Origin of the sequence: Streptomyces sp. NPDC059679, assembly GCF_042734105.1 — a bacterium.
Taxonomy (GTDB): domain Bacteria; phylum Actinomycetota; class Actinomycetes; order Streptomycetales; family Streptomycetaceae; genus Streptomyces.
In genome coordinates, this window is the sequence record NZ_JBHWES010000001.1 from 294,492 (window position 1) to 306,833 (window position 12,342).

The 12,342-nt window shown below is 71.8% G+C and carries 12 protein-coding genes and 1 pseudogene; 9 read left to right on the forward strand and 4 right to left on the reverse strand.

The window, feature by feature from the left end; genetic code table 11:
• Window positions 1–1,504 (forward strand): sensor histidine kinase (locus ACFV2X_RS01325; RefSeq protein ID WP_385609831.1); only part of this gene is annotated, 1,504 nt, incomplete at its 5' end.
• Window positions 1,505–1,610: 106 nt separating this feature from the next.
• On the forward strand, window positions 1,611–2,606 hold the full coding sequence (locus ACFV2X_RS01330; protein WP_385609833.1) for an MsnO8 family LLM class oxidoreductase: 996 nt from the start codon (window positions 1,611–1,613) through the stop codon (window positions 2,604–2,606).
• Window positions 2,607–2,653: 47 nt separating this feature from the next.
• Here ACFV2X_RS01330 and ACFV2X_RS01335 read toward each other — a convergent pair whose 3' ends face one another.
• Together ACFV2X_RS01335 and rraA are read right to left on the reverse strand one after the other, a co-directional pair.
• Complete coding sequence (locus ACFV2X_RS01335; RefSeq protein ID WP_385609835.1) at window positions 2,654–2,950, reverse strand: antibiotic biosynthesis monooxygenase family protein; 297 nt, start codon at window positions 2,948–2,950, stop codon at window positions 2,654–2,656.
• A gap of 77 nt (window positions 2,951–3,027) precedes the next feature.
• Window positions 3,028–3,561 (reverse strand): ribonuclease E activity regulator RraA, encoded by a 534-nt coding sequence (rraA, locus tag ACFV2X_RS01340; RefSeq protein ID WP_385609836.1) that lies wholly within the window; start codon window positions 3,559–3,561, stop codon window positions 3,028–3,030.
• Between rraA and ACFV2X_RS01345 the strand changes: the two genes are divergently transcribed.
• The 5 genes and pseudogenes from ACFV2X_RS01345 (at window position 3,560) to otnC (ending at window position 7,534) form a co-directional block, all read left to right on the forward strand.
• Window positions 3,560–4,420: a sugar phosphate isomerase/epimerase family protein gene (locus ACFV2X_RS01345; RefSeq protein WP_385609838.1), complete on the forward strand. Its 861-nt coding sequence runs from the start codon at window positions 3,560–3,562 to the stop codon at window positions 4,418–4,420. The two genes, rraA and ACFV2X_RS01345, sit on opposite strands and share 2 nt — an antisense overlap.
• A 38-nt stretch (window positions 4,421–4,458) precedes the next feature.
• Entirely contained in the window at window positions 4,459–5,544 is a 1,086-nt protein-coding gene (locus ACFV2X_RS01350) for an isocitrate/isopropylmalate dehydrogenase family protein (protein WP_385609840.1), read from the forward strand.
• 80 nt (window positions 5,545–5,624) lie between these two features.
• Window positions 5,625–5,693: pseudogene (locus ACFV2X_RS01355) on the forward strand (hypothetical protein); the annotation flags it as partial.
• Window positions 5,694–5,823: 130 nt separating this feature from the next.
• Window positions 5,824–6,909, forward strand: coding sequence for a 3-oxo-tetronate kinase (gene otnK, locus ACFV2X_RS01360; RefSeq protein WP_385610360.1), 1,086 nt, complete (start codon window positions 5,824–5,826; stop codon window positions 6,907–6,909).
• Window positions 6,890–7,534 carry a 3-oxo-tetronate 4-phosphate decarboxylase gene (gene otnC / locus ACFV2X_RS01365; protein ID WP_385609842.1) on the forward strand — a complete coding sequence of 215 codons (645 nt, stop codon included), beginning with the start codon at window positions 6,890–6,892 and terminating at the stop codon, window positions 7,532–7,534. Before otnK ends, otnC begins: the two co-directional genes overlap by 20 nt.
• Here the strand turns inward: otnC and ACFV2X_RS01370 are convergent.
• The gene (locus ACFV2X_RS01370) at window positions 7,526–8,119 is read right to left on the reverse strand and encodes a TetR/AcrR family transcriptional regulator (RefSeq protein WP_385610363.1); all 594 of its coding nucleotides are present in this window, start codon (window positions 8,117–8,119) and stop codon (window positions 7,526–7,528) included. The two genes, otnC and ACFV2X_RS01370, sit on opposite strands and share 9 nt — an antisense overlap.
• A 246-nt stretch (window positions 8,120–8,365) precedes the next feature.
• Here ACFV2X_RS01370 and ACFV2X_RS01375 point away from each other — a divergent pair, with 246 nt between their 5' ends.
• Both ACFV2X_RS01375 and ACFV2X_RS01380 read left to right on the forward strand, forming a co-directional pair.
• Complete coding sequence (locus tag ACFV2X_RS01375) at window positions 8,366–9,547, forward strand: FAD-dependent monooxygenase (protein WP_385609843.1); 1,182 nt, start codon at window positions 8,366–8,368, stop codon at window positions 9,545–9,547.
• A 75-nt stretch (window positions 9,548–9,622) separates the two neighbouring features.
• Complete coding sequence (locus ACFV2X_RS01380; RefSeq protein ID WP_385609845.1) at window positions 9,623–11,134, forward strand: MFS transporter; 1,512 nt, start codon at window positions 9,623–9,625, stop codon at window positions 11,132–11,134.
• Here ACFV2X_RS01380 and ACFV2X_RS01385 read toward each other — a convergent pair.
• The coding region (locus ACFV2X_RS01385) for an HAD-IC family P-type ATPase (RefSeq protein ID WP_385609847.1) at window positions 11,064–12,342 on the reverse strand (1,279 nt) is incomplete at its 5' end. The genes ACFV2X_RS01380 and ACFV2X_RS01385 overlap by 71 nt on opposite strands.

A 12,342-nucleotide genomic window follows, 5' to 3' on the forward strand; every position in this document is an offset into this window, starting at 1 on the left:
CGGGTCGTTGCGCAGCCGCCTGGTGTGGGGTGCGGCGCTGCTGGCCGCCGTGGCGGTGCTCGCCGCTCAGACCATCGGATTCCTGGTGCTGCGCTCATGGTTGCAGGGCCGCGTCGATCAGCAGCTCGACGACTTCGTCCTGCCGCAGCAGGCCTTCGCCCGTGATGTCGATCCCGAGCGGGTGCCCCGGCCGCCGAACCCCGGCTCGGTGACCCTGCCCTCCGACTTCCGCCTCACCTTCTTCGACGCGGCGGGCCACAAGCGGGGCATTCTCGGCGGTGGCAAGGCTCCGGGGCCGGATCTGCCGGATTCCGTCGGCCGGTTGCGTCTTGCCGACGGCCGCCCGGCCACCATTGCCGCCGTCTCGGGTGACGGCCACTGGCGGATCCAGAAGAAGGCCGCACCCGATCACACCTCGTATGTCGTCGCGCTGCCCCTGGACACGTTCGACGGTGCGACCTCCAAGTTGCTGTGGCTCAACGCCATCGTGCTGGCCGCCACCCTCACCGGTCTGATCGCGCTCAGCCGGTGGGTGGTCCGGATCGGGCTGCTGCCGCTGACCCATATGGAGCGCTCGGCACAGGACATCACGGTCAGCGATCTGAGCCTGCGGCTGCCGGACACCGATCCCCGTACCGAGACGGGCCGCCTCGGCACCGTGCTGAACACGATGCTGGACCGGCTGGAACAAGCCCTCCGTGAACGCGAGTCCTCCGAGGCCCGGCTGCGCCGGTTCGTCGCCGACGCCGGACACGAACTGCGCACGCCGCTGACGTCCATCCAGGGCTTCGCCGAACTGGCCCTGCGCCATGAGGGACGGCCGAGCGCCGAACGGCGCGAGGCCGACCGGCTGATCGTCCAGAACGCCGAGCGGATCAGTCTGCTGGTCGACGATCTCCTGCTGCTGGCCAAGCTGGACAAGGAACCCGACTACCGCAGCGAGCGGGTCGATCTGCTGTCGGTCGCCGCCGACTCCGTGAGCGCCGCGGCACACCAGAGCCATGGGCGCCCGATCAGGCTGGGCGCCCTCGGCACCGGGGCAGCCTCCGAGGAGGAGGATCTGGAGCTGGTCGAGACGACCGGCGATCCCCACCGGCTGCGGCAGGTCGTGGGCAATCTGCTGTCCAACGCGCTGACCCACACTCCGCCCGGTACGCGGGTGGACGTACGCGTGGGCACCGGGCGGGCCGGCCCCGCCACCGGCGGCACGGACCGCCCCGGCCGGACGAGCCCGTCGCCACCGCTGCGGGAAGGGGCGCGGATCTGTGTGCTGGAGGTGGCGGACCAGGGCCCCGGGCTGTCCCCGGAGGCGGCCGAGCGGGTCTTCGAACGCTTCTACCGGGTCGACCCGTCCCGCTCTCACGACCACGGAGGCTCCGGCCTCGGCCTGGCCATCGCGAGCGCGATCGCCCAGGGCCACGGCGGCCGGCTGGAACTCGAGACGGTTATGGACCACGGCAGCGTCTTCCGGCTCGTGCTGCCCGCGGATTCCGGTACGCCCTGAGACACGTGCCAACCGCCTTGCCTCAGGCCCGATTTCGGGACCGCACCCGGGACGGTCCTCGGGCGAACAGCCGCCCGAGGCGGCCGGTACTCCCTATGCTCGCTGCATGATCGACCTGCCGCTCTCCGCGCTGGAAGTCGCCATGGTCCAGGCCGGCACGCGGGCCGTGGACACGCTGCGCGACACCACGGCCTTCGCCCAGCGTCTCGACGCCCTCGGCTACCGCCGACTCTGGTACGCCGAGCACCACCACTCCCCCGCCATCGGCGCGTTCCCGCCCGTCGTGCTCACCGCTCATGCGGCCGCGTCGACTTCGGCCATCCGCCTGGGCTCGGGAGGTGTCCTCGCCCCTAACCACGCCCCCATCATGCTGGCGGAACAGTTCGGCACACTCGCCGCACTGCACCCCGACCGGATCGATCTGGGCATCGGCCGCGGACCCGGCACCTTCGACGAGTCCACCGCCCGGGCACTGCGGCGCGGCGCCGGGCCGACGACGGACGACGAATACCGCGACGATGTGGCCTCCACGCTGCGGTTCCTGGTCGACGAGGTCGCGCTCGGCCCGCTTCCGGAGCCGTGGCTGCTGTCCTCCAGTACCGCCGGTGCCGCGCTCGCCGCGGAACTCGGCCTGCCCATCGCCTTCGCCCATCACATCCGTCCCGACAACACCCTGGCCGCGCTCGACCATTACCGCGCACACTTCTCCCCCTCCCCGTGGTGTGACCGCCCCCGCGTGCTGGTGTGCGTGGAGACGGTGTGCGCCGAGACCCAGGAGGAGGCGATACGGCTGGCCGGCCCGATGAACGTCGTCAAGGCCGGGCTCCTCAAGGGACACAGCGAGATCCCGTTCCCCACGCCCGCCGAGGCGTCCGCGCACCCGTTCACCGCGGAGGAGCGGCAGGCGCTGGCGGCCTTCGGGGCCCAGCAGGCGTACGGCACACCCGAGACCGTCGTGCGGCGCCTGGCGGAACTGGCGGAGGCGACCGGCGGGGACGAACTGATGCTGGTGACACCGGTCCATGCGTTGGCGGCCCGGCTGCGGTCGTACGAACTCGTCAAGCGGCATGCCCACGCGCCACGTCCGTCTGCTCCCCGCTGACGGTGGTGGCCGAAGCGGGCCGGGACCGGTTCGGTCCCGGCCACCGGTCATGGGGCAAGGACCGAGCGTACGTGCTCGACCTGCGGCGCAACGGCGAAGTACGGGCCGGCGAGGGCCCGCCACCGAGTGAAGGCGTCGGACTGGCGGAAGGTCACGGTGTGGTGTTCGACGGTTTCCCACCGCACCATGAGCCGGTAGCGGGACGGCTCCTCGACGCTGCGGCTGAGGTCGATTCCCTCGCAGCCGTCCGCGGCGAGGAAGAGCGGGACGGCCTCGGCCACAGCCTTCTCGAACTCCTCCTCGCTGCCGGGGCGGACCTCGATCTGGGCGATCTCCGTGATCATGCTCTTCTCCGTCTTCAGTCGGTGATCCCGGTCGCCACGAGGGTACGGGGTGCGGCCACGCAGGCGTAGATCCACCGCTACCCGATCGACGTGGTTGCCGGAAGCAGCACCACCCCGTCCTCGTCGGCGTGCAGGATGTCGCCGGTGGTGAAGGTGACAGCGCCGAAGGACACCGGAACGTCGACCTCGCCCCGCCCGGACTTCCCGCTCTTGCGCGGGTTGGTACCGAGGGCCTGCACACCGACGGACACGCGGGCCACGGCGGCGACGTCCCGGACCGCCCCGAGGATCACGACGCCTGCCCATCCGTTGTCCCGGGCGCGCTCGGCCATGAGGTCGCCGAGCAGGGCGGTGTGCAGGGAGGCGCGGCCGTCGACGACTACGACGTGTCCGTCGCCGGGCTCGCTGAGCAGGGTGTGCAGCAGGGCGTTGTCGTCGTGGCAGGAGACGGTCCGGATCGGCCCCGAGAAGGAGCGGACGGCCCCGTACGAGGTGAACTGGACGTCGCAGACGCGCAGTTGGCCGCCGTACTGGTCGGCGAGGTGGGCGGTGGGGATCGCGGTGGCGGGCATCGGGTCCTCCTGGGGCGCCCGCCCCAGCGGGCGCGCCATGACCGCACCCCTGCCCTGGCCGCTGGCCTACCCGGTCTCCAGCGACGACTGCCGTACGCCCGTGTCGCTCGGCTTCGACGCACCGTTCACCGAAGCCGTCCGGCAGCTGGCCGAACTCGGGTACGACGGCGTCGAAGTCCAGGTCCGTGAGACCAGTGCGCGCGACGCCGATGCCATGCACCGAACCGCCGAGCGCAGCAGGCTGAAGATCCTCGGTGTCGCCACCGGCTCCATCGCGGCTCAGGACCATCTGACGCTGACCGACCCCTCGCCGGACGTACGCCGCCACGCACTCGACCTGTTGCTGAGCGCGGCCCGCCTCGCCGGAGCCCTCGGTGTTCCACTCAGCCTCGGCCAGGCCCGCGGCACCTTTCTGCCGGGTCTTGAGGATGTGCAGCGGGCCTGGGCCGAACGCGCCGTGCGGCAGTTGGCGTACGAAGCGGCCGCCCGTGGCAGCCGACTGCTGCTCGAACCGCAGTCACGTACCAACACCTCGCTGTGGCACACCCCCGACCAGGCCCGCGCCGCCGTTGCCGCGCTCGGCGCACCGGCCGGTCTTGTGCTGGACACCCATCACCTCGAAGCCGAGGGCGTCGATGCCGTCCGGGCCGTCGCTGACCACGCCCTGCTGACCGGCTGTGCGCAGTTCGCGGCGCCGGGCACACGAGGCCCGCTGACCGTCGGCGACCACCGGCTGTCCGCCCTGCTGCGGGCCCTGCGCCAGGGCGGCTTCGCCGGGTGGCTGACGCCGGAACACACCCAGGGCGGCGACAGCTTCAAGGCCGCCGCCCGTTCCCGGGCGGCCCTCGCCGATGCCGCCGGCGCCCTGCATCCCTGGGCCTCCCGATCTTACGAGTGACCGGAATCAACCCACCAACAACGTAAGGAACCCGCACCATGCGCAGCACCACCTACCGCCTCGGCGTCCTGGAGGGCGACGGTATCGGCCCCGAGATCGTCCCTTCCTCCGTCGAGATCGCCGCCGCCGCTGCCCAGGCCGCCGGTGTCTCCGTCGACTGGGTGCCCCTGCCGCTGGGCGCCACCGCGATCGACTCGCACGGCACCCCCGTTCCCGATGAGACCAGGGAGGCCCTGACCGGTCTGGACGGCTGGTACCTCGGCCCGCACGACTCCGTCAGCTACCCCGAGCCGCACAAGTCCGCCCTCAACCCCTCGGGCACCCTGCGCAAGCACTTCAAGCTGTTCGCCAATATCCGCCCCGCCAAGAGCTTCCCCGGTGCGAAGGCCGTCTGCGACAGCGCCGACCTGGTCACCGTCCGCGAGAACACCGAAGGTTTCTACGCCGACCGCAACACCTTCGCGGGCACGGGCGAGTTCATGCCCACCCCCGATACGGCGATCATGATGGGCATCGTCACCCGCGCGGCCACCGAACGCGTCGCCCGCGTCGCCTTCGACCTGGCCCGTTCGCGCCGCAAGAAGCTCACCATCGTCCACAAGGCCAACGTCCTCAAGCTCACCACCGGCCTGTTCCGCACCGTGTGCCAGGAAGTCGCCCAGGACTACCCGGACGTCGTGGTGGACGACTTCCACATCGACGCCATGACCGTGCATCTGGTGCGCCGGGCCCAGGACTTCGACGTCATCGTCACGGAGAACATGTTCGGCGACATCCTCTCCGACCTGGCCGGCGAGATCTCCGGCTCGCTGGGCACCGCCCCGTCCATCAACGCCTCCGCCACCACCGCCATGGCCCAGGCGTCCCACGGCTCCGCCCCCGACATCGCCGGGCAGAACATCGCCAACCCGGTCGCCATGATCCTTTCCGGTGCGATGCTGTTCGAGTGGCTGGCCGCCAAGCGCGGCGACGAGGCGCTGGCCGCGACCGCGAAGCTCATCGAGGCGGGTGTGGCCGATGCCATCGCCGCCGGTATCTCCACCCGTGACCTCGGAGGCACTGCCTCCACCACCGAGTTCACCGCCGCCGTCGTCAAGGCCGTCACCGCCGCCGGCCGGCACTGACCCACCCGCTCCGGGGCGGGCCCGCGCCGCCCGCCCCGGCCCCCATGCTCCATCAGCACGTCCGAGGAGAGACCACGGCCATGACCCTGCGCATCGGCTGCATAGCCGACGATTTCACCGGCGGCACCGACGTCGCCGCCGCCTTCCGGCGGGCCGGCCTGCGCACCGCTCTGGTCTTCGGCGTCCCGGGCGTCACCACCGCGCTGCCCGCCGACTGCGACGCCGCCGGTCGCCCTCAAGTCCCGCTCCGTCCCCGCCGACGAGGCCGTCGTCGGCTCCATCACCGCCCAGCGCTGGCTGTGGGCCATGGGCGCGGCACAGATCTACTTCAAGTACTGCTCCACCTTCGACTCCACCGCCGAGGGCAACATCGGCCCGGTCACCGACGCCCTCATGCACACCGGCGGAGCCGGCGCCACCCTGCACTGCCCGGCCTTCCCGCTGGGTGGCCGGACGGTCTACCAGGGCCACCTCTTCGTCCATGACCAACTGCTGTCCGACTCACCCCTGCGCCACCACCCCCTCAACCCCATGACGGACTCCGCCCTGGTGCGCCTGCTGTCCGCGCAGACCCCGCACCCCGTCGCCCTGATCGACTGGCCGACCGTACGCCGCGGGGTCGACGCCGTCCGCGACGCGCTCACCGCGCATCAGCAGGCCGGTGCCCGGCACATCGTCGCCGACGCCCTCACCGACGACGACCTCGCCGTCCTCGGCGCCGCCGCCCTCGAACTCCCCGTCGTCGCGGGCGCCGCCGGGCTGGCCGAAGGGCTCGGCCGCGCCTACCCGGCCACCGGCCCCGCCACCAGCGCCCCCGCGCCGTACCGGGGCCGCGCCGCAGTGCTGGCGGGCAGCTGCTCCGCCCGCACCCTGGAGCAGATCGCCCGGTTCCGCGCCGCCGGTCTGCCCTCCCGCCACCTCGACGTCCTGGCCGCCGCGGCCGGCCGCGACATCGCGGGGGAAGCCCTCGACTGGTACGACGCCCAGGACCCCGAGCTGCCCGTCCTGATCCACGCCTCCGCCTCCCCCGAAGAACTCGCCGCCGTCCAGGCCGAGTTGGACGTCGCCGAAGCCGCCGCCCAGGCCGAGGAACTGCTCGGCACGCTCGCCGCCCACCTCGTCGAACGCGGCGTACGACGCCTTCTGGTCGCGGGCGGGGAGACCTCCGGCGCCGTCACCACCGCCCTGGGCATCCGCGCGGTGCTGGTCGGCGAGGAAGCCGATCCCGGAGTGCCGTGGACGTACGCCGAGGCCAAGGCCGGCGAGCTCGCCCTCATGCTCAAGTCCGGCAACTTCGGCGCCCCGGACCTACCCGCGCCCTCAGCACCACTGGCAAGGAGCAGACATGACCGCCTACACCGATGAGAAGGCCGCCCGCGCGCTGGTGGTACGCACCGCCCGCTCGCTGTTCACCCGCGGTCTGGCCCACGGCTCCACCGGCAACCTGTCGGTCCGTCTCGCCGACGGCAGCCTTCTGCTCACCCCCACCGGGGTCGGCCTCGGCACCGTCGAAGCGGCCGAGCTGTCCCGCACCGACCTCACCGGCCGACACCTCGACGGGCCCAGGCCGACCAAGGAGGCGTTTCTGCACGCCGCCTTCTACCGGGCCCGCCCCGCCGCCCACGCGGTGGTTCATCTGCACTCCACCCACGCCACCGCGGTCTCCTGCCTCGCCGACGTCGACCCCGCCGCCGCCCTGCCCGCACTCACCGCGTACTACGCCATGCGCGTGGGCACCCTGCCGCTGCTCCCGTACCACGCCCCCGGCGACAGCAGCCTGGAACCGCTCGCCGAGCGGACGGCCCGCGGCCACCATGCTCTCCTCCTGGCCAACCACGGACCCGTCGTCGCGGAAGCCACCCTGGAGAAGGCCGCCGACGCGATCGAGGAGCTTGAGCAGACCGCCAAGCTGCACCTTCTCCTCCAGGGACACGCCACCCGCCCTCTCACCCCCGAGCAGGCCGCCGCGCTCGCGCCCGCCTCATCCTGACGTCGCGAGCAGTCCGTTGACCACCAAACCGGCCAGCATGTCCGCCGTGGCATCCAGCTGGTGCGGCGAGGTGGCATCGGGCCTGCCCAGGCGCCGCGCCAAAGGCACCTCCACCATTCCGGAGATCGGGCCGATGATGGCGAAGAACAGCACATGCATCGGGAGCGGTGCCATGCGGGCGGAGGCCACCAGCCGCTCGATGCTGGGCACCAGGGTCTGCAGAGTCGGCTCGATGTAGTTCTCGTAGAGATAGTCCAACCGCTCCGTGTCCTGGCTGAGTTCCTCGACGAAGAGCCGCGCCATCAGCGGTGTGTCCGCCGCCGTCCGGTAGAAGGCGCTGATGATGCGCCGCAACCGCTCGGCATCGTCGACCGAGGGGTCCACCTCCGGCAGCCGCGCCAGCTGTGCGCCCATGGCCGAGTCCACCACCGCGCGCCAGAACGCCGCCTTGGACCCGTACCGGTCGTTGATGAAGTTATGGCTGACGCCCAGCCGACGGGCCAGCTCACGCGCGGAAGCGCGGTCGTAACCCAGCTCCGCGAACGCCTCAAGCCCGCGCAGCAGAATGCTCTCCTCCTCCGGCACCGCGGGAGTGTCCGCGCCGGGACGCCCCGGCCGTCGCGCGGACTCGGCTCTTGCTCCCACCTTTACCTCCATGACTGCTCGCCGGTCTCCATGGCTGTTTGCCGGCGCCTGTGTGGCCTGTGCTCCGCAATTTTAGAGCCCACGAACACATTATTTGACACGTGTCAGATTCTCTATAACCTGACAGGCGTCAGAAGGATCTCCGGCATACGGAGATCGTCGTGACCGACCTCAAAGGCGCCCCCCATGGCAACCCAGTCACTTTCCCCACGCCCCGCGCGGCGTGCCGTGATCGTCGGCTCCGGCATATCCGGACTCTCCGCGGCCCTGACCCTGCACCGCGCCGGCTGGCGGCCCCTGATCGTCGAACGCGCGCCCCGGCGCCGTACCGGCGGCTACTTCGTCCGCTTCTTCGGCCCCGGCTACGCCGCCGCCGAACGCCTGGGCATCCTGGACGCGCTCCCCCAGCGCACCCTTCCCGACGGGCGCATGTACGAGATCGCCCGCAGCGGGCGCGTCACCCCCGGAATCACCTTTCCGAGCCAGGTCGACGGCACCCCGCTGCGGATCCTGCTCCGCAGCGACCTGGAACGGGTCCTGTACGACGAGGTCCACGACCTGGTCGAGATCCGCTACGGGGTCGGGCCCGCGGCCATCACCCAGGACCGCCACCAGGTGACCGTCACCCTGACCGACGGTTCGGTGGAGACCGCGGACCTGCTCATAGGCGCCGACGGCATCCACTCCACCGTCCGCTCCCTGGTCTTCGGCCCGGAAGACCTCTACCGCAAGGACTTCGACCACGCCGTGGCCGCCTGCGTCATCGACGGCGAGCTGCCCGGCGTACGCGACGGCGACACCCTGGTCGCCACCGCCCCCGGCCGCTCGGCCTGGATCAACACCTACGTCGACCATCCCCCGGTGGCCTTCCTGCTCTACCGCACGCCCTGGCCCGCCGCGGAGGTCCGCAGGAATCCCTCCGAGGCGCTGCGCGAGGCGTTCGGCGACTTCGGCGGCGCCATCGTGCCGGCCATGCTGGACGCGCTGGACCGCTCCGAGTCCGTGCTCTTCGACCAGGTCAGCCAGATCCACATCAACCGCTGGAGCCAGGGCCGGGTGGTCCTGCTCGGCGACTCCGCCTGGTGCATGACCCTCTACTCAGGGCAGGGCTCCGGGATGGGCATCGCAGGCGCCGAGCTGCTGGGCCGGCTGCTGGGCGAACACGGTGAAATCCCCGCCATCCCCGCCGCCCTCGGCGCCTGGGAGCGGCAGCTGCGCCCGCTGACCACCCGCTACCAGAAGCAGGCGCTGTTCATGCAGCACATGTTCATGCCCGTCAACCGGTTCGGACACCTCGCTCGCCGTACCGCCATCCGCGCGATCTCCAGCCCGGTCGGCGTCAAGATCGCCAAGGCCGTCAAGCGCTGACGTCGCCCCGACGCCCGACGTCGACGAGCGCACCCTTCACTTCCCCCTGTCCCACCCCACCTCCGGAGTTTCGTCATGCCTCGAACCCCGGCCGAAGCGCCTCCTGCCGGCGCGGCCGTCACACCGCTCCCGTCCGCCGACGCGCGGCCCCGCCATCGCTGGTGGATCCTCGCCGTCATCGGCGTGGCCCAGCTCATGGTCGTCCTGGACGCCACCATCGTGAACATCGCCCTGCCGTCGGCCCAGAAGGACCTGGGCTTCTCCGACGGCGACCGGCAGTGGATCGTCACCGCGTACGCCCTCGCCTTCGGCAGTCTGCTGCTGCTCGGCGGCCGTATCGCCGATCTCTTCGGCCGCAAGATGACCTTCCTCGTCGGCCTGGTCGGCTTCGCCGGCGCCTCCGCCTTCGGCGGCGCCGCCACCAGCTTCGACATGCTCGTCGCCGCCCGCGCTCTCCAGGGCGTGTTCGGCGCGCTGCTCGCCCCGGCGGCCCTCTCCCTGCTCACCGTCACCTTCACCGACGCCAGGGAGCGCGCCAAGGCCTTCGGCGTGTACGGCGCCATCGCCGGTTCCGGCGGCGCCATCGGCCTGCTCCTGGGCGGTGTGCTGACCGAACACCTCGACTGGCGCTGGACCCTCTACGTCAACCTCGCCTTCGCCGTCGTCGCCGTCATCGGCGGTACGGTCCTGCTGCAACGCTCCACCCGCGACACCAGCGTCACCATCGACATCCCCGGCGCCGTCCTCGTCGGCGGCGGTCTGTTCTGCCTGGTCTACGGCTTCTCCAACGCCGAGAGCCACGACTGGGACTCGCCCGCCACCTTCGGTTTCCTGGCCGCCGGAGCCGTTCTGCTCGCCGCCTTCACCTGGTGGCAGACCCGCTCCCCGCACCCCCTGCTGCCGCTGCGCATCCTGCTCGACCGCAACCGCGGCGCCTCCTTCGTCTCCGTCCTGATCAGCGGCGCCGGGATGTTCGGGGTCTTCCTCTTCCTCACCTACTACCTGCAGCAGAGCCTCGGCTACACCCCCATCAGGACCGGCCTGGCCTTCCTGCCCATGGTGGCCGCCCTCATGCTCACCTCCACCCTCGCCACCACCACGCTCATCCCGCGCCTTGGTCCCAAGCCCGTGGTGCCCCTCGGTATGGGTCTGGCGGCCGCCGGCATAGCCTGGCTGACCGCCCTCGGCCTGGACAGCGGCTACGCGGCCGACATCCTGCCCCCGCTGATCGTGGCCGGCCTCGGCCTCGGCCTGGTGATGGCCCCCGCGATGAGTCTGGCCACCTCCGGGGTGGCCGCCGAGGACTCCGGCGTCGCCTCGGCCGCCGTCAACACCATGCAGCAGGTCGGCGGCTCCCTCGGCACCGCCCTGCTCAACACCCTCTCCACCAGCGCCGTCACCAGCTACCTGGACGGCAGGAACCCCAAGGACCCCGGCGTCCTCGCCCACGCCGGTCTGGAGGGCTACTCCACGGCATACTGGTGGTCGGCCGTCTTCTTCGCCGCCGGTGTGGTCATCAGCGCCCTCCTCTACCGACGCGGCGCACCCGCCCAGGACGCCGACGCGGCACCCGTCGTACACATGTGAGGCCCGCGGCCGAGCTCGAGGTGTCGGTGAGACGCCGCTGTGCCCACATGACGACGTGTCCCAGGCCCGAGAGAGCGAAGGCGATCACAAGGTCGGTGGGTGGCAGCGGTTCGGTGCCCAACAGGGCGCGCAGGGGCGGCAGATAGACGCCCGCCACCTGGAGGGCCAGCGCCGTGGCCACGGCGACCAGCAGAAAGGGATTGGTGAGGCTGCCCGGGCGGGCGCGGGAGCCCAGGGCGACGCCCAGTTGGGTGGCACCGAGCACCAGGAACATCAGGGACTGCCAGGGGCGGTCGGTCTCCATCGCCCACACCCCGGTCACCAGGGTGACACCGCCGACGAAGGCCCCCATGGCGAGGATCCGGGGCCAGAGCCCCGCGCCCAGCACGCTCTCCTCGGGGGGCCTCGGCGGGTGGCGCATCATGCCCGGGGCCACGGGTTCGGCGCCGAGGGCCACTCCGGGGAGACCGTGGGTGAGCAGGTTGATCCACAGAATCTGCGCGGGGAGCAGGGGCAGGGGCATACCGAAGAAGGGGCCGAGGAGCATGACCAGGATTTCCGCGGTGCCTCCGGAGAGGGCGTAGAGCAGAAATCGGCGCACGTTGGCGTAGACGCGGCGGCCCTCCTCGACAGCGGCGACGACGGTGGCCAGGTTGTCGTCGGCGAGCACGAGGTCGGCCGCCTGGCGGGCCACTTCGGTGCCACGCTGTCCCATGGCCACGCCGATGTCCGCCCGGCGCAGGGCCGGGCCGTCGTTGACGCCGTCGCCGGTCATCGCCACCACCTGGCCCGCGGTGCGCCACGCCTGGACGATGTCCAGCTTCTGCTCGGGCGTGGTGCGGGCGTAGACGCGCAGGGCGGTGAGCTCGCCCGCGGTGCCCCGGCGGATGCGCTCGCCCGTGGTGACCTCGTCCGCTCGGGCCACGATGCCAGAACGCGCCGCCACCGCCCGTGCGGTGAGGGGGTGATCGCCGGTGATCAGGACGGGGGTGATTCCGGCGCGTTCGCAGGCGGCGACGGTCGTCCGGGAGGTGTCGCGGGGCGGGTCGAGGATGCCGACGAGCCCGAGCAGCGACAGGCCGGTCTCCCAGGTGTCGGGTCCCTGGGGCTGTGGTCCCTGGGGCTGTGGTCCCTGGGGCTGTGGTCCCTGGGGCTGTGGTCCCTGGGGCTGTGGTCCCTGGGGCTGTGGTCCCTGGGGCTGTGGTCCA